The organism is Dysgonomonas sp. ZJ709, from assembly GCF_011039195.1.
In the GTDB taxonomy this organism is placed as follows: Bacteria; Bacteroidota; Bacteroidia; order Bacteroidales; family Dysgonomonadaceae; genus Dysgonomonas.
This window is the reverse complement of record NZ_JAAKEM010000047.1, coordinates 1-17,377: the sequence shown is the minus strand read 5'-3', so window position 1 is coordinate 17,377 and position 17,377 is coordinate 1. Positions and strand designations below refer to the sequence as shown.

Genomic DNA, 17,377 nt, shown 5'->3' with positions numbered 1-17,377 from the left:
GCCCATATACTGAAATATTGAATTAGTCTTTTAACCCTAAGTAAAGATAGGGAATACTATCCGGAAATCCATGCAACTATTGTTCTTATTGAAAACTGCTAATGAAATTTAGGTATATTCGGGTTAGGTCCGTATGCTGTTAATTCGATTTGATTAGGTCACATAGGAATTTAAACACTCTCTAACTAAATACTGATGAGTGCTTAAATATTGAGTTGGGTTTTACAACCGAGGGTCATTTGTATAAGTTCTTTAAAAAGCAAAAAGGTATATAACCGAGCGAATTTAGGAAAAATAATATTGAAAGTATTTTATAATAGGGTCAAACATAAATTATTATAATAAGATCACCCTTTTCCCTCTGCCGACGATAAAGTTCATTAATCACATCTCTATTAGCTTCGAGATGCTCTCATAAAACAGTATCAACATAGTGGAAAGGACAAAAACGGTTGTTATTCCTGATGATGTTTTACAGGAACATTTGGATAAGGTAATCATCGCTCAATACAAAGCGGGGAATGTGGGTATTTATTCTATTACGGTGACAGGGAGTAAAATATCAAAATGTTTCTAAAATTTTAACACAAGAAAAGGAGCATCACTGCCACAAGTGATCGGAAGAAAAATCCGATCACTTTTTGTTTCTACATTTTAAAGAAAATAGAAGGATCTCCTCCACACCTTACAACAATCATATATATAATCAGATTCCTCATTTGTGTGAAAAAAATATATTGGGAACGGTTGCACAAAATGGGAACGGTTGCGGGAACGATTGCCTTGAACATTTACCTTAAATATTTAGTTTATAATATATTATAGTTGTAAATTTAGATACATAAAGTCTAAGCTAGTTATTAAATAAAATCATTCAAAAATGAAAACACAGGAATATCAGGCGAAGCAGTTATTCACGGATTATGGGATTCTAATTCAGCCCTTTATCCTATGTCAAACTACACAAGATGCAGTTGAGGCATACAGAGTATTAAATGCACCACTAGTGGTTGTAAAAGCACAAGTACTGACAGGGGGAAGGGGAAAAGCCGGAGGAATTAAACTGGCAAAAGATGAACACGAAGTTCTTGAATATTCACAAAAAATACTTAACCTGATGATCAAAGATTTTCATGTTGAGAAACTTATCGTAAATCCGGCTGTCAATATACAATCCGAATATTATGTGAGTTTTACCATAGACCGGAACACAAAATCAGTAAAACTGATTATGAGTGCCGAAGGAGGAATAGATATTGAAGATGTAGCCCAAAACACTCCCGAAAAAATACACCAATTTGTCATAGATCCATTTATTGGCATACCCGACTATTTAGCTCGTAAATTTGCATTTCTCTTTTTTAGCGATATTCTACTAGTTAACCAAATGGTCAGCATCATTCAACATCTATATCGTTTATTTATCGAAAAAGATGCTTCCCTGGCAGAGATCAACCCACTGGTTGTTACTAAAGAAAATGAATTGATAGCTGTGGATGCCAAAATGGTTTTTGATGACAATGCTTTATATCGCCAACCTGAAATAAATAATTTGTATGACCCTACTGAAGAGGAAAAGACAGAACTCTATGCCAAAGAGAAAGGATTTAGTTTTGTGCATTTAGACGGCGAAATAGGTTGTATGGTAAATGGAGCCGGATTAGCAATGGCTACAATGGATCTCATAAAACTTTATGGTGGAAACCCTGCCAATTTTCTGGACATAGGAGGTAGCTCCAATCCTCAAAAAGTAATCGATGCCCTAAATTTACTTCTAAAAGACACACAAGTCAATGTTGTCCTTATCAATATATTCGGAGGTATAACCCGATGTGACGATGTGGCTAACGGTTTACTTAAAGCATTTGAAAAGATAGAAACTAAAATACCTATTATTGTGCGTCTGACAGGTACAAACGAATTGGAAGGGCGTAATTTATTACAAGGCTCAAAGTTCAAGGTTGCTCAAACGATGAGCGAGGCTACTCGTATGGCTGTCGAAATTAGTAAACAGTAAATTCAAAACTAAAAAATCAAACGCTATGAGCATACTTATAAGTAAATCAACGCGACTAATAGTACAAGGAATAACAGGGCGTGATGGGAGTTTCCATACACAAAAAATGATAGACTACGGAACTAATATTGTGGGGGGAACATCTCCGGGTAAAGGAGGAACCAGTGTACTCGGAGTTCCTGTTTTTAATACAGTATACGATGCTGTAGAAAAAACCGAAGCGAATACATCCGTTATATTTGTTCCGGCTCGTTTAGCTGCCGATGCGATTATGGAAGCAGCTGATGCAGGGATAAAGCTGATTGTATGCATATCTGAAGGTATGCCAACTCTCGATGCAATAAAAGCATATCGTTATTCTCAACAGAAAGGATCTGTGCTTATTGGTCCTAATTGTCCCGGATTGATGTCGCCCGATGAATGTCTTGTTGGAATACTACCCGCACAAATATTCAAGAAAGGAAATATCGGTGTTATTAGCCGAAGCGGTACACTTACCTACGAAGTGGTTTATCAGCTTACTGCAAATGGCATGGGACAATCTTCTGCCGTGGGGATGGGAGGCGACCCTGTTGTAGGACTCTATTTCTGTGAATTGCTACAGATGTTTCAAGATGATCCCGAAACCGAAGGAATCGTGATGATTGGCGAAATAGGAGGGAATGCAGAGGAGCTGGCCGCCGAATATATAAAAAAACATATAACTAAACCTGTTGTTGGATTTATAGCCGGACAGGCAGCCCCGTCAGGAAAACAAATGGGGCATGCCGGAGCTATCATATCCAGCGGTGCAGGAACGGCTGCCGAAAAAATATCGGCTCTCGAATCGGCAGGTGTACCTGTTGCTAAAGAACCTGAGGAAATCCCTTCATTATTGAAATCAAAATTAAGTAAATAACAGTTGTCTCACAGTAAACACATTCAAAATTATGGTTGTTACCACTATTGAGCAATTAGATGCTCTGATCAAAAAAGTAAAAAAGTCTCAACGAGAATATGCAACATATACTCAGGAGCAAGTAGACAAAATTTTCCATGCGGCAGCTATTGCAGCCTCTGCTATGAGAATCCCTTTAGCTAAAGCTGCTGTTGCAGAATCGGGCATGGGGATTGTAGAAGATAAAGTGATAAAGAATTTATTTGCATCGGAGTATGTTTATAATAAATTCAAATCTGAAAGAACCTGTGGAGTTGTCGAAGAAAATGAAGAGATGGGAACAATTACAATTGCTGATCCTGTAGGAGTAATATGTGGGATAGTTCCTACAACAAACCCGACATCAACAGCAATTTTCAAAGCACTCATCAGCTTAAAAACTCGGAATGCAATTATCTTTTCGCCGCATCCCAGAGCCAAAAAATCGACAAACGATGCAGCCAGAATTGTTTTGGAGGCTGCCGTTGCAGCCGGTGCGCCCCCCAATATAATCGGGTGGATCGATGAACCATCTATCGAACTGTCAAATCAGTTGATGCACCATCCTGATGTAGATATTATTCTTGCCACAGGAGGGCCGGGAATGGTAAAGGCAGCTTATAGCTCGGGTAAGCCCGCATTGGGAGTTGGAGCCGGAAACACCCCTGTCGTTATAGATGAGACAGCAGATATCGATCGGGCTGTGGCATCTATCTTGATGTCCAAAAGCTTTGACAATGGTGTCATTTGTGCATCAGAGCAATCAGTAGTTATTGTTGAAAAGGTATATGATGCGGTTTTGAAACGTTTTGCCGAGTTGGGTGCATACCTCCTTAAAGGAATAGAGCAACAAGCAATACGCGATATAATACTCGTAAAAGGAAACATAAATGCGGCAATAGTAGGTCAGTCAGCTTTCAGAATTGCTGAGCTGGCAGGATTCAAAGTGCCGAAAAAAAGTAAGGTGTTAATAGGGGAAGTATCGGAAATCAGTCAGAGTGAACCATTTGCTCATGAAAAGCTGTCTCCTGTTTTAGCAATTTATAGTGCCAAAAATTTTGGTGATGCAGTAAACAAAGCTCAACTATTGATAGAACTGGGAGGCCTGGGGCATACTTCGGTACTATACACCGATCAGGACAATAATGCGGACAGAATTGCCGAATTCGGATTAAAATTGACAACAGGACGTATCCTGATTAATTCGCCTGCATCGCAAGGAGCAATTGGCGATTTGTACAATTTTAATATGTCACCTTCATTAACATTAGGTTGCGGATCATGGGGCGGAAATTCGATTTCCGAAAACGTTGGTCCTAAACACCTCCTGAATAAAAAAATAATTGCAAAAAGAGAAGAAAATATGTTATGGCTTAAATCACCGCAGTCAATCTATTTCCGTCGGGGTTCATTACAAACCGGATTAAATCAGTTAGTAAAAAAAGGCGATATGAAAAGAGCCATTGTTATTACAGACAGCTTTCTCTATAACAATGGATACGTAAAACTGATCTCTGATATTCTTGTTCCACAAGGAATCAGCGTCGATGTTTTTTCAGGAGTTGAAGCCGATCCTACTCTGAGTGTAGTCAACAAGGGCGTTGAACAAATGAAAGCCTATAAACCTGATACAATCATTGCTTTGGGGGGAGGTTCTCCCATGGATGCTGCCAAGTTGATGTGGCTGATGTATGAACATCCCGAGGTGAAATTTCAAGACTTGTCTATGCGTTTTATGGATATCCTCAAACGTACATATCCTTATCCCGAATTAGGCGAAAAAGCGAAGCTTGTATGTATAACCACAACATCGGGCACAGGGTCGGAAGTAACACCATTTGCTGTAGTCACAGATGATGAGACAGGGAAGAAATATCCATTGGCAGACTACTCTCTTATGCCCCATACAGCTATTGTAGATGCCGATTTAGTAATGAATATGCCAAAATCTCTATGTGCATTCGGGGGTGTCGATGCAGTGACTCATGCTATCGAAGCATATGTGTCAGTTATGGCAAACGAATTTACCGATGGTCAGGCATTACAGGCTCTCAAACTATTAAAAGACTATTTGCCTAGCAGTTATAAAGATGGAGCTAAAAATCCGATAGCTCGCGAACGTGTGCATCATGCTGCTACATTAGCCGGAATAGCTTTTGGCAATGCTTTTCTAGGCGTTTGTCACTCGATGGCACACAAAATCGGAGCAGCATTTCATATCCCTCACGGATTGTCCAATGCACTTATGATCTCCAATGTGATTCGCTATAATGCAAATCCCAACCCGACCAAACAGGGTACGTTCAGCCAATATTCTCATCCTAAAGCGCATCTTCGCTATGCCGAAATAGCAGACCATCTACAATTAACTAGTGCTAAAGATGCTGTAGATGTAAAAGTTGAAAAACTTATTGCTTGGATTGAAAATCTGAAAGAACAACTGAACATTCCGAAATCGATTAAGGAGTTTGGAGTAGACGAGAAACTTTTTCTTGAAAAAATCGACTTATTAGCCGATGATGCATTCGATGACCAATGTACAGGAACAAATCCCCGCTATCCACTCATTTCGGAGCTAAAGCAAATTTTGCTGGATACCTATTATGGTAGAGAATATAAAGAAGAAAATTGAAAAACTTATTAAAAAAATAGACCTATGAAATTTTTTATCGACACGGCTAACCTCGACCAAATTCGGGAGGCCAATGATCTGGGAGTACTCGATGGTGTAACTACCAATCCCTCATTGATGGCAAAGGAAGGAATAAAAGGAGCAGATAATCAGCAAAAACATTATCTCGAGATCTGCAAAATAGTAGAAGGAGATGTGAGTGCGGAAGTAATTGCAACCGATTATGAAGGAATTATTCGCGAAGGTGAAGTTTTGGCAAACCTTCATCCTAATATCGTAGTGAAAGTTCCTTGTATCGAATCCGGCATAAAAGCAATCAAGTATTTTAGCCAAAAAGGCATCCGAACAAATTGTACGCTGATATTCTCGATAGGGCAGGCACTACTTGCAGCAAAAGCCGGTGCAACCTATGTCTCGCCTTTTGCGGGCAGGCTCGACGATATTGCCAGCGATGGTATAGGGCTGATTCGTAGCATTGTCAGTATGAATGCTACATATAGTTTCGAAACGCAGGTTCTGGCAGCCTCCATCCGAAGTGTACAGCATATAATCCAATGTGTCGAAGCAGGTGCAGATGTAGCTACTTGTCCATTGGCTCCTATAAAAGGGTTGCTTAAACATCCATTGACCGATAGCGGACTCGCAACTTTTTTAGCCGATTACAAAAAAGTGAATGGATAAATATACGCAAGCAGGGCTAATTACTAAAGAGGATAAAATCCATTTTATCCTCTTCCTTTTTTAAGTAGACTGTCTGATAACTATTTCGGCATCTAAGATTATAGTTTCACAAGACGACTCGGGGTCATTAATTTTCTTTATTATTTGTTCAGCAGACACCCGTCCCATTTTTTCGAAAGGTTGCTGTATAGCGGTTAGTTGTGGGGTTACGATAGTGCTTAAATAAGTTCCCGAAAATCCGCAGATCGCTATTTCTTCGGGCACCTTTATTCCTTGCGATTGTATATAACTCAGTGCTCCTATTGACAAAGTTTCTCCAAAACTGAAAATAGCATCGAAGGGTATTTTTTTTCTTAGAAAATCCCTTATTACACGTTCGCCTTCCGAACGTTCATTTTCACCTTCTATTAACAATTCGGGATCGAAGGGTATTTTAAATTTAGCCAAAGAATCCTTATAAGCCTTTTTGCGTTCTTCGGTATTGGGGATTCTCGCTGGTCCTGCAAGATGAAGAATACGTTTGCGTCCCGATCTGATCAAATGCTCCATCATAAGCATCGATTTGACGTAATCGTTTACAATAACCTTGCATGCATGGATCTTAGATGGTACACGATCGAAAAAAACAATAGGAATACCCTCTTCCTGTAAACGGAAATACTCCTTCAGGTTTATATCACTATGACATACACTCATAATAATACCATCTACCCTATAGTTCTCCATCAACTTCAGATTATACGATTCGGCTTGAGGGTCTTCGTGCGATTGTGTAATGATAACTTTAAACCCTTGCTCATCCAGTACCTTCTGCGCACTCATGATTACATACATGAAAAAGGGGGTAACCATTTCGGGAACAATAATTCCGACAGTCTTACTCTGTTGCATACGAAGGTTTGCAGCTATATCGTTACGCTTATACCCCATTTTATTTGCTAATGCCACTACTTTTTCACGTGTCTCCTTACTCACATTACTATCGCCTGATAATGCTCTCGATACAGTAGATTTTGAAATATCGAGTTCTTTGGCAATATCTTTAATAGTAGTGTATTTCATGATTTTCAGCTTTTTAGTTTCTTAAATATAAGCTTTTTTTTCCATATCTCAAAATAGGGAACGATTGCGGGAACGATTGCATTAATTGGGAACGATTGCGGGAACGATTGAAATAACAAGATATGTTATATACACTGATTTCCAATTTTATAAGCCATATTTTAGTATTCGGATAATATATCCTAATTAATCTTTTAAAAAAAATATCATGAATACAATTGAATTACCGAAAAAAATGAGAGCAGTGGTAGCCTATGCACCGGGTGATTATCGTTTCGAAGTGGTTGACACACCTCGGGCGGGGGAAGGCGAAATGATACTTAAAGTAGAGGCTTGTGGCGTATGTGCAGGCGATACAAAAGCTTTTGGTGGTGCACCCAGCTTCTGGGGAGGCGACGGAAGCCCTTCTTATATCAAAGCACCCATGATACCCGGGCACGAATTTGTAGGGACCGTAGTTGAAATGGGATCGAGAGTAAAAGGGAACTGGAAAATAGGCGACCGTATTTGTCCTGAACAAATAGTGCCATGTGAAGAATGTATGTTTTGTAAGACAGGACGGCATTGGATGTGTGAAAAACACGACCTCTATGGATTTCAGAATAATGTAAACGGAGGAATGGCTGAATATATCAGATTGACAAAAGAATCGTTAAATTACCTTGTTCCGAAAGAACTTCCAATTGAAAAAGCGATCCTTATTGAACCTTACGGATGTTCGTTCCATTGTGTGAAACGTGCCAAAGTAGGTGTTACAGACGTTGTTGTGCTTTCCGGAGCCGGAACTCTGGGCTTGGGAATGGTCGGGGCAATCAAGCAACATAATCCAAAATGTTTGGTTGTGCTCGATATGAAAGACGAACGTCTTGAATTGGCTAAGAAATTTGGAGCCGATATTGTACTGAATCCGTCGAAAACCGATGTCGTAAAAGAAATTAAGGATATGACAGGAGGTTATGGCTGCGATATTTACATAGAGGCTACAGGACACCCGTCGAGCGTTCGTCAGGGACTGGAAGCAATCCGTAAAATGGGAACTTTCGTTGAGTTCAGCGTATTTGGAGAATTAGTTACAGTAGATTGGAGTATTATCAGCGATCGTAAAGAGCTGGATATTTTAGGTGCACACCTTAGCCCATACTGTTATGATACTGTGATAGAATGGCTAGGAAACGGTAAATTACCGAGTGAAGGCGTAGTGACTCACAAATTTCCACTTGAAAAATGGGAAGAGGCTTTCCGCTTAGCTACAACAGGAGAAAACGGAGCATTGAAAATTATTCTCGTTCCCGATATGCAATAAATACAAGCCATACTATACTCAGATATGGAGCCGGAATAGAACTGATCTTTTCTGCCAATAGTGCCGGCTCCTTTCATCAGTTTTATAAAAAATATTTAGATGTATCGAAAAGATATATCGGGGCATTCTATGCTCTTAAAAAACCAAGAAATACCATGCAAAGAATATTAAATAATCCGGATAATATAGTGGACGAGATGCTTTGCGGCTTTCTGAAAACGCACAGCGATATAGTTGAGGAAACAGCAAACTCTCGAGTTGTGAAGTCTGTCAAACCTGTTATAGAGCGTGTAGGTGTAGTTACAGGAGGAGGTTCGGGGCACAAACCTGCATTTATAGGATATGTCGGAAAAAACATGTGTGATGCTATTGCCGTTGGCGAAATTTGTTCTTCACCCACAGCTGTCGCATTTCTCGATGCCTTCAAAGCAGCCGATGGAGGTGAAGGTGTGGCATGCCTTTACGGAAACTATTCAGGCGATAATATGAATGTGAAGATGGCTGTAAAAATGGCGGCTAAGGAAGGTCTAGAGGTAAAAACAGTTGTTGCAAACGATGATGTAGCCTCAGCTCCGAAAGACCAACGGGAAAAGCGTCGTGGAGTGGCCGGTGAGATTCTGATGTGGAAAGTGGGTGGTGCGAAAGCCAATATGGACGGATCGCTCGACGAAGTAATTGCAGCAGCACAGAAAGCCATTGACAATACACGCAGCGTTGGTATTGGTCTTACACCATGTGTATTACCTGCTGTTGGACATGCGAATTTCGAAATCGAACCGGGAACAATGGAAGTGGGAATTGGTCATCACGGCGAACCGGGTATCGAAGTATGTGCTTTGGAGACGGCAAACGAAATGGCTAAACGTATGGTAGATGTAGTGCTTCCCGATTATCCATTTGTCGCAGGCGATGAGGTTGTGATTTTGGTGTCAGGGCTTGGAGCTACTCCGGTTATGGAACTTTACGTTCTTTATAACGAAATCGAAAAACTGATCTCAGAAAAAGGAATCAAGATTCACCGATCGTATGTGGGAAATTATTTCACATCGCTCGAAATGATGGGAGCTACACTCACTGTAATGAAACTGGATGACGAACTGAAAACTCTGATCGATATGCCTGCCAACAGTGTAGGACTTAAACAATGCCGATAGTTTACAAATACAACGAAACAATATGAGAACATTTAATAATAACGAAGGTAAACCCATTCTGATGGCTATGGTAAAAGCCATTCAGGAAAATAAAGGATATTTGAGCGAGGTAGACGGACTGATTGGAGACGGCGACCATGGCATGAATATGAACAAAGGCTTTACTGTTTTCGAAACCCGTATTAAGGATAAAGACATTTCTTTCACTGAAGGTTTGGACGAACTCGGTACAATTCTTTTAACTGAAATCGGAGGATCGATGGGACCTATTTACGGGACAATATTAATCGATATGTCGGATGTAGGTAAAACGTTTGAGAAAATAGGGTTGAAAGAATTCAGCACTATGCTTGCCGCCGGATTGGAAGGACTAAGCGGAATTGTTGATGCTAAAGTCGGCGATAAAACCCTGGTCGATACACTTGCTCCTGCTGTTGACTCTTTGAGCAATGCTGTGGCAGAATGTAAATCGTTCTCAGTAGCATTGGCAGAAATGAAAATAGCAGCTGAACAAGGCAAAGAATCTACAAAAGAGTTAGTCGCAAAGTTTGGTCGTTCAAGCCGCTTAGGCGAACGTTCAAGAGGTGTTATAGATGCAGGGGCAACATCCTGTTGTATTATCCTCACGGCGATAGCTGATGCTATAGATATACTGTTGTCTGAAAAACATGAACTTGCATAATAATCCTAAAAACAAAAAGCGATGAAAATAGCAATCGGTTGCGATGAAGCAGCATACAGTCTAAAGGTTGAGCTGATTAAACATTTAGATAGTAAAGGTATCGAAGTGAAAGATTTTGGAGCTAATGCCGGAGAGGTGGTATTATACCCCGATGTAGCGGTAGCAGTAGCTAAATCTGTGGCAAAAGGCGAATTCGAACGAGCAATTTTAGTATGTGGTACAGGGATTGGCATGGCTATTACTGCAAATAAAGTTCCGGGGGTAAGAGCTGCTGTCTGTCACGACCCATTTTCGGCTCAGCGTGCCCGTAAGAGCAATGATGCACAGATTATTTGTTTCGGAGAAAGGGTTATCGGTGTAGAACTGGCTAAGAACTTGCTTGATACTTGGTTAGAATCCGAATTCAGTGGCGGAGGTTCGACATCTAAAGTAGAACGAATCACTCAATATGAGCATGAGTTTATGAAAGAAATAGCAAAGTAAGAAAAAGCATGAATGATATAAAAATAATAAGTAAAGCAGCCGATAATATCCGCATACTATCGGCTGCGATGGTAGAAAAGGCCAACTCGGGGCATCCCGGAGGAGCAATGGGTGGTGCCGATTTTATCAACGTCCTTTTTTCCGAGTATATCGAATACGACCCTCTAAATCCGGAGTGGGAAAATCGTGACCGCTTCTTTCTCGACCCCGGACACATGTCGCCCATGTTGTACTCTACACTGGCGTTGACCGGCAAATTCAGCATTGATGATCTTAAACAGTTTCGTCAGTGGGGAAGCGTAACACCCGGACATCCTGAGAGGGACTTATCCAGAGGTATAGAGAATACATCAGGCCCTCTAGGGCAAGGGCATACATTTGCTGTTGGAGCTGCAATAGCTGCAAAATTCTTACAACATCGCTTCGGAGAAATAATGAGTCATAAAATTTATACTTTTATTTCAGATGGAGGAGTTCAGGAAGAAATTTCGCAAGGAGCAGGCAGAATTGCCGGGCATTTAGGGTTAAACAACCTGATTATGTTTTATGATTCGAACGGTATACAATTATCTACCGAAACCAGCGAAGTTACCCAAGAAGATGTAGCCGCAAAATATAAAGCCTGGGGATGGCGTGTAATAGAGATCGACGGACATAATATTGCTCAGATAAGAGCTGCATTAGACGGTGCTAAATCCGAAAAAGAAAAACCGACTCTTATCATCGGGAAAACAATTATGGGTAAAGGAGCATGCAAGTCCGATGGATCGAGCATGGAAGGTACAACAGCTACTCACGAGCAACCGTTGAGTGCAGCAGGTGCATGTTTCGATTCCACTATCAAAAATTTGGGAGGTGACCCTTCCGATCCTTTTGCTATTTTTCCCGAAACAGAAATGCTTTATGCCAAGCGTACGTCAGAACTGAATACAATAGTTGCCCGCAAAAAAGTTAAAAAATCAGTTTGGGCAAAAGCCAATCTCGAGTTGGAAGTTAAACTCACATCTTGGTTTGCAGGAGAGTTGCCTGTTATCGATTGGGGAAATATCGAACAAAAGGCCGATCAGGCAACACGTACAGCTTCGTCCACCGTTTTAGGAGTACTGGCAAAGGGGATAGAAAACATGATCGTTTCGTCCGCCGATCTTTCTAATTCTGACAAGACAGATGGTTTCTTGAAATGTACGCGCAGTATACAAAAAAACGATTTTGGGGGAAAATTTCTTCAAGCAGGTGTTTGCGAACTTACAATGGCTTGTCTTTGTATCGGTATGACTCTGCATGGAGGTGTAGTAACGGCTTGCGGAACATTCTTTGTGTTCTCGGATTATATGAAACCTGCTGTCCGCATGGCGGCACTAATGGAAATACCTATTAAGTTTATTTGGACACACGATGCTTTTCGTGTAGGTGAAGACGGACCGACACACGAACCCGTTGAGCACGAAGCCCAGATACGTTTAATGGAAAAACTTCAGAATCACAGTGGACAAAACTCGATGCTTGTTCTCCGTCCGGCAGATGTAACTGAAACAACCATGGCGTGGAAAATGGCAATGGAGAACAAAAAAACACCTTCGGCATTAATCCTTTCGCGTCAAAACATCAACGATCTGCCACCACACGCAAACCGCTATAAAGAGGCATTGGAGGCTCAAAAAGGAGCGTATATTGTTTGTGAAAATGACAGATACGACGTAATTCTTCTAGCCTCGGGTTCAGAGGTGTCTACCTTGGTAGATGCTGCCAATATTTTGAAAGATAAAGGTATTAAATCGAGGATTGTATCTGTCCCATCCGAAGGCTTATTTCGTTCTCAAAGCAAAGAATATCAAGAATCTGTAATCCCGGCAGATAAAAAAATATTCGGGCTTACAGCAGGCTTATCTGTCACCCTCGAAGGCTTAGTAGGAAACAATGGTAAGGTATGGGGATTGAATTCTTTCGGTTTTTCTGCACCATATACTGTCCTTGATGAAAAGCTTGGTTTCACAGCTATTCAGGTGGCGAGACAAATTGAAAATCTCTTGAATTAATTTGAATATACTCCGGTATTAACCTATATCTAATAAAGACCATGAAATATTTAAAATCCATACTAGTGCATATTGCTATAATAACAAGTATGTGTTCGGTGTACGCCCAAGATATGGACGAGGAAAACCTATCGCTCACCAGTAGTAATAATATAGGAGGTAGTATTCAATTAAAAACAATGCATCTTTGGCGTGGAATTGAGGTTTCGGATGAAGTTTCGGTCACCTCAGACATTTATCTCAAAACCAAGAATGATGCCTTCAGGTTTGGTATATGGAATGGTATGGGCATAAATGGTAATTTTAAAGAATTTAATTACTATGGAAGCTTCAAGCAATCGGGTTTTGAGGTTTCCCTTTGGGATATCTATAATTTTTCTCCGGGTGCTACTTACAATAATGAGGAAGCATTCAATTATAAAGCCAGAGAAACCGGACATTTTTTCGATTTGAGATTATCGTATCATTTTCAAAAGAACTTTCCCTTAAGGCTTTTCTGGGCTACCATACTATATGGACGAGATCGTGATATTCTGAACGAAAGAAACAGATATTCATCCTATTTCGAAATAGAATATCCTGTATACTTTCACGATGGGTATACTCTCGATGCAGGTATAGGGGGAGCGTTTGCTTTGGTGAAAGGTAACGATATAAATGGCGAAAAGACAAAGGCACATTTTTATGGAGAAAAACCTAATGTGGTAAATATTCATTTACGCCTCTCCAAAATTTTCAAATTAGGGAATTACAGCTTACCGGTTATTCTAATGCCCATGTGGAATCCCGAAAAAAACTACATGAATATGGAGGTATCATTGCAATTGCTTTCTTTTTAAATTATAATTAACGCCAGTCAATAGATGAATTGTCTGTAACAAACATTTCAACTATTGATTCGCATAAATATCTTTTTAATATAATAATACCATGGAAAAATACAAAGAGAATATTTTAGATAGAATTGGTATTCCACATGCTTTGGCATGGGGATACCTGGGGATACTCATTTTTATGATGGGAGACGGAGTTGAACAGGGTTGGTTGAGTAAATACCTGATAGATGGTGGACTGACCGAAGCCGAATCGGCTCTTGTATTTACAGTATATGGGGTTACTATTGGCATATCTTCTTGGCTTTCGGGCGTTCTGTCTGATATGTGGGGTGTAAGAAGGACAATGTTCTACGGACTGATAATTTATCTGCTCGGAGTCATCGGTTTTGTAAGTATTGGTTTGGGAGGGTTCAATTTTGCTCTTATGTTGATTATGTACGGAATCAAAGGCTTTGGCTATCCTCTGTTTGCCTATACCTTCCTTGTATGGATCGCTAAAAAATCTCCTGGTTCGATGCTCGGAAAAGCCGTAGGTTGGTTTTGGTTTGTATTTACCGGAGGGTTAAGCGTATTAGGAGCAATATATGCAAGTTGGGCGACAACGGCGATCGGTTATATTCCAACCCTGTGGTCGGCTGTTATATGGGCATTGATAGGTGCATTGTTTGCACTGGTTTTTATGAAATTCAAAACAAAAAATGAGACTGAAAAAGTCCCCTCTGAAAAGGCTACTATGAATGGTTTATTCAATGGATTTACAATTATAAAAAAAGAGCCTAAAGTTGGTATTGCAGGTATTATACGGTTAATCAATACTATAACTCTATTTGGTTTCCCTGTTTTTATGCCCTTGTATATGGAGGGAGTGGGATTTACAGAGTCGGAATGGCTTCATATATGGGCTGTAGCTGTTGGAGGTAACATTATTTTTAACCTGATATTCGGCTTTGTCGGCGATATAATCGGTTGGAGAAAAACTATTATGTGGTTCGGATGTGTAGGATGTACAATTACAACGCTGTTGTTTTATTATTCTGCTCAGATTTTCCCCAATAATATAGTTTTTGTAATGATCTGCGGATTCCTCTGGGGAATGACTCTTGCCGGATATGTACCATTATCTGCACTTGTACCTTCGCTAGTGAAGGAAGAAAAAGGAGCGGCAATGTCGATTCTTAATCTCGGTGCAGGTCTGTCGGCCTTTTTAGGTCCGGCAATCATTGGTATCGTCTATTGGCTTGGAGGTAGCGGTACAGTTATTATCTGGACATTTGCTGCCTTATATATCATTACAGCTTTTTTGAGCCGCTTTATTGCTCTCCCCGAAGAAAAGTTAGGAACCCCAAGACAAATACGTAAATTGGAATTGGCACAGTTAAAATTGACAGAAAAATGAGTAGTCTTGTAGGTTTGGCATCTGATCATGCCGGTTTCGGATTAAAACAATATGTGAAATCTTTTTTACTTGAAAACAGTTTCGAGTGTGAAGACTTCGGTACTGATGACGAATCTAGTTGCGATTACCCCGATTTTGCACATAAGTTAGCCTATGCTATTGAGAAAAGGCATTGCAATTGGGGTATTGCGATATGTGGTAGTGGTAACGGAATCAATATTACTTTAAATAAGCATCAATCAATTCGTTCGGCACTATGTTGGCTACCCGAAATTGCATTACTTGCACGACAACACAATGATGCTAATGTTTTGGTTTTACCCGCTCGTTTCATTTCAGAAGAAGATTCAGTGCCGATAATAAGGAGTTTCATGGAAGGTTGTTTCGAGGGAGAAAGACATCAAACGAGAATAGATAAAATAAAGCTTAATACATAGTTTCGTTGATATTTATAAATATTTTGTTAGTATAGTGGTTGACTAGTAGATCAACCACTATACTGTTTATTTTTAATATAAAATAATATGATAAGTAAGATTGAAGAGGTTCTGGAAGATTTGTGTGCAGGAAAGATAATAATTGTGGTAGACGACGAAGATAGAGAAAACGAGGGAGACTTTGTTGTTGCTGCCGAGATGATAACGCCGGAAACGGTAAATTTCATGCTGCATAAAGGCAGAGGGATTTTATGCGTTTCTCTTCCTGAAGAAAGGTGTGTGAAATTAGAATTACCCATGATGGAAAGGAATAATACATCATTACTTGGCACACCTTTTACTGTTTCTGTGGATTTACTTGGAGAGGGATTTTCTACAGGGGTATCCTCTAGTGAAAGATCTGCTACAATAAAAGCTTTAGTAGATTCAGATACTAAACCCTCGGATCTAGGACGCCCGGGACATATATTTCCTTTAAAAGCACGAACGGGTGGGGTGTTGGAACGCCAAGGCCATACCGAAGCTGTTGGCGATTTGATGCGTTTCGCAGGACTGGAACCAGTTGGGGCTCTGATTGAAATTATGAACAATGATGGAAGTATGGCACGAATGCCTGAATTAATAAAGCTTGCCAAAGAATACAATTTGAAGATTGTAACTATTGCTGATATTATTGAATATCGGCATAAATATTCAAGCTCTAATTAACTATGCCAATCAGTAGTTGAATTATACCACACGTTCTGTTTTTCTGCTGTACCTCTGCCGAAGTTTGTTTTTCATTTTGCCTTGATGCAAAACGAAAAAAAATAAAGACTGTGCCTCTTCGCACAACCAATATGTGTTTGAAAGCGAAAACAAAAAAACTGCGTTTGACACAGCTATCTTTTTGTTTTTTTTACGCTTTCTTCCCATACCGAGTCCCCCGTGTAACCGGCAAGGTCGGCAAACCTGACGGGCGAAAGCAAAGCCGACATTTATTTCGGGGGTAAGCCATCCATTCAACGATGCGGTCGTTAAGATTAAAATGTAAAGAGTCCGATAGGACGACTTATTTTATTCCGACTGCAAGTTGCGGCTAGGAACAAATTTTTATCTCGTAATAGGTGAGTGGTTAATTCGACTATGTTACTTACAACCACTACGAGTTCTTTCCTGAAAACTAAGGCTCAAAACGAAATACAATGGATTAGCAAGGTTAAGGATATATCGGAAAACAACTTTGTCGTTATTCCATGGAATGAAGTTGTAGAGTAAAGATGATTTTTCATTACTTATATAGAACTAATTATAAGTACGCCGTATCAATATTTCGGTAATGAATGGTAAGTTTTGTTTCAAAAATAGCTTTGACCCGATTAGGAGCCAACCTTAATAAGTCATTTGATCTTTTATGTTAATTACCTCCACTTTTTAGTGGAGGTATATTTATTGTCAATTTTTTATTTACTAGTGAGATTTTCTGACAGCAAGTTTATCTGAAATCAATTCAGATTGTCTTTCTTCTTATCTTTCAATAGTTGGTTTAAAATTTTAGGACAAAATGTTTTGTCTTGTCCTAAAATAGGTTGACAGATTATGAATGTATAATATAATTGAAAAGTAGTCCACTTAGTAATTGAAAAGTATACCACTAAGTGTCTCGGATGAGATTGGCTAAAGATATTTATTCTTCATCAGGTTGTAACATTTTTTTAGTTTCTTTAACTCTGTACGACTGTCCATTCATGTTGATAAGGTAT

At 39.8% G+C, this 17,377-nt stretch carries 14 protein-coding genes and 1 pseudogene; 14 read left to right on the top strand and 1 reads right to left on the bottom strand.

Annotation, left to right across the window (positions count from 1 at the left end):
- Positions 1 to 433 precede the first annotated feature (433 nt).
- The 5 genes from G7Y56_RS17760 to fsa all read left to right on the top strand — a co-directional run bounded on the left by G7Y56_RS17760 (position 434) and on the right by fsa (position 6,246).
- A complete protein-coding gene (locus tag G7Y56_RS17760) occupies positions 434 to 577 on the top strand; it encodes a hypothetical protein (RefSeq protein ID WP_221412569.1) in 144 nt (47 codons plus the stop codon).
- 303 nt (positions 578 to 880) lie between these two features.
- Positions 881 to 2,017, top strand: a complete 1,137-nt coding sequence (sucC, locus tag G7Y56_RS17755; protein ID WP_165045698.1) for an ADP-forming succinate--CoA ligase subunit beta — start codon at positions 881 to 883, stop codon at positions 2,015 to 2,017.
- A 25-nt stretch (positions 2,018 to 2,042) separates the two neighbouring features.
- On the top strand, positions 2,043 to 2,915 hold the full coding sequence (sucD, locus tag G7Y56_RS17750; RefSeq protein ID WP_165045696.1) for a succinate--CoA ligase subunit alpha: 873 nt from the start codon (positions 2,043 to 2,045) through the stop codon (positions 2,913 to 2,915).
- 31 nt (positions 2,916 to 2,946) lie between these two features.
- Positions 2,947 to 5,565, top strand: coding sequence for a bifunctional acetaldehyde-CoA/alcohol dehydrogenase (adhE, locus tag G7Y56_RS17745; RefSeq protein ID WP_165045694.1), 2,619 nt, complete (start codon positions 2,947 to 2,949; stop codon positions 5,563 to 5,565).
- Positions 5,566 to 5,589: 24 nt separating this feature from the next.
- A complete protein-coding gene (fsa, locus tag G7Y56_RS17740; RefSeq protein WP_165025105.1) occupies positions 5,590 to 6,246 on the top strand; it encodes a fructose-6-phosphate aldolase in 657 nt (218 codons plus the stop codon).
- A gap of 60 nt (positions 6,247 to 6,306) precedes the next feature.
- Here fsa and G7Y56_RS17735 read toward each other — a convergent pair whose 3' ends face one another.
- Positions 6,307 to 7,311 (bottom strand): LacI family DNA-binding transcriptional regulator, encoded by a 1,005-nt coding sequence (locus tag G7Y56_RS17735; protein ID WP_370457718.1) that lies wholly within the window; start codon positions 7,309 to 7,311, stop codon positions 6,307 to 6,309.
- A gap of 205 nt (positions 7,312 to 7,516) precedes the next feature.
- Here G7Y56_RS17735 and G7Y56_RS17730 point away from each other — a divergent pair, with 205 nt between their 5' ends.
- The 9 genes and pseudogenes from G7Y56_RS17730 to ribB form a co-directional block, all read left to right on the top strand.
- Complete coding sequence (locus tag G7Y56_RS17730; protein ID WP_165045692.1) at positions 7,517 to 8,611, top strand: alcohol dehydrogenase catalytic domain-containing protein; 1,095 nt, start codon at positions 7,517 to 7,519, stop codon at positions 8,609 to 8,611.
- Positions 8,533 to 9,765: a dihydroxyacetone kinase subunit DhaK gene (locus tag G7Y56_RS17725; RefSeq protein ID WP_255498803.1), complete on the top strand. Its 1,233-nt coding sequence runs from the start codon at positions 8,533 to 8,535 to the stop codon at positions 9,763 to 9,765. The genes G7Y56_RS17730 and G7Y56_RS17725 overlap by 79 nt, the downstream gene beginning before the upstream one ends.
- A gap of 22 nt (positions 9,766 to 9,787) precedes the next feature.
- Positions 9,788 to 10,447, top strand: a complete 660-nt coding sequence (gene dhaL, locus G7Y56_RS17720; protein ID WP_165045690.1) for a dihydroxyacetone kinase subunit DhaL — start codon at positions 9,788 to 9,790, stop codon at positions 10,445 to 10,447.
- A gap of 21 nt (positions 10,448 to 10,468) precedes the next feature.
- Positions 10,469 to 10,930, top strand: a complete 462-nt coding sequence (gene rpiB, locus G7Y56_RS17715; RefSeq protein ID WP_165045688.1) for a ribose 5-phosphate isomerase B — start codon at positions 10,469 to 10,471, stop codon at positions 10,928 to 10,930.
- An 8-nt stretch (positions 10,931 to 10,938) separates the two neighbouring features.
- On the top strand, positions 10,939 to 12,966 hold the full coding sequence (locus G7Y56_RS17710; protein ID WP_165045686.1) for a transketolase: 2,028 nt from the start codon (positions 10,939 to 10,941) through the stop codon (positions 12,964 to 12,966).
- 41 nt (positions 12,967 to 13,007) lie between these two features.
- Complete coding sequence (locus G7Y56_RS17705; protein WP_165045684.1) at positions 13,008 to 13,805, top strand: hypothetical protein; 798 nt, start codon at positions 13,008 to 13,010, stop codon at positions 13,803 to 13,805.
- A 91-nt stretch (positions 13,806 to 13,896) separates the two neighbouring features.
- Positions 13,897 to 15,198 (top strand): MFS transporter, encoded by a 1,302-nt coding sequence (locus tag G7Y56_RS17700; protein WP_165045682.1) that lies wholly within the window; start codon positions 13,897 to 13,899, stop codon positions 15,196 to 15,198.
- The gene (locus G7Y56_RS17695; RefSeq protein WP_165045680.1) at positions 15,195 to 15,635 is read left to right on the top strand and encodes an RpiB/LacA/LacB family sugar-phosphate isomerase; all 441 of its coding nucleotides are present in this window, start codon (positions 15,195 to 15,197) and stop codon (positions 15,633 to 15,635) included. Before G7Y56_RS17700 ends, G7Y56_RS17695 begins: the two co-directional genes overlap by 4 nt.
- A gap of 87 nt (positions 15,636 to 15,722) precedes the next feature.
- Positions 15,723 to 16,334, top strand: a pseudogene (gene ribB, locus G7Y56_RS17690) (3,4-dihydroxy-2-butanone-4-phosphate synthase); the annotation flags it as partial.
- Positions 16,335 to 17,377: the final 1,043 nt, after the last annotated feature.

Bases quoted from the DNA above. Each gene is read 5' to 3' on its own strand.
- sucC (WP_165045698.1), top strand. From the start codon at position 881: ATGAAAACACAGGAATATCAGGCGAAGCAGTTATTCACGGATTATGGG.
- sucD (WP_165045696.1), top strand. From the start codon at position 2,043: ATGAGCATACTTATAAGTAAATCAACGCGACTAATAGTACAAGGAATA.
- adhE (WP_165045694.1), top strand. From the start codon at position 2,947: ATGGTTGTTACCACTATTGAGCAATTAGATGCTCTGATCAAAAAAGTA.
- fsa (WP_165025105.1), top strand. From the start codon at position 5,590: ATGAAATTTTTTATCGACACGGCTAACCTCGACCAAATTCGGGAGGCC.
- G7Y56_RS17730 (WP_165045692.1), top strand. From the start codon at position 7,517: ATGAATACAATTGAATTACCGAAAAAAATGAGAGCAGTGGTAGCCTAT.
- G7Y56_RS17725 (WP_255498803.1), top strand. From the start codon at position 8,533: ATGGGAAGAGGCTTTCCGCTTAGCTACAACAGGAGAAAACGGAGCATT.
- dhaL (WP_165045690.1), top strand. From the start codon at position 9,788: ATGAGAACATTTAATAATAACGAAGGTAAACCCATTCTGATGGCTATG.
- rpiB (WP_165045688.1), top strand. From the start codon at position 10,469: ATGAAAATAGCAATCGGTTGCGATGAAGCAGCATACAGTCTAAAGGTT.
- G7Y56_RS17710 (WP_165045686.1), top strand. From the start codon at position 10,939: ATGAATGATATAAAAATAATAAGTAAAGCAGCCGATAATATCCGCATA.
- G7Y56_RS17705 (WP_165045684.1), top strand. From the start codon at position 13,008: ATGAAATATTTAAAATCCATACTAGTGCATATTGCTATAATAACAAGT.
- G7Y56_RS17700 (WP_165045682.1), top strand. From the start codon at position 13,897: ATGGAAAAATACAAAGAGAATATTTTAGATAGAATTGGTATTCCACAT.
- G7Y56_RS17695 (WP_165045680.1), top strand. From the start codon at position 15,195: ATGAGTAGTCTTGTAGGTTTGGCATCTGATCATGCCGGTTTCGGATTA.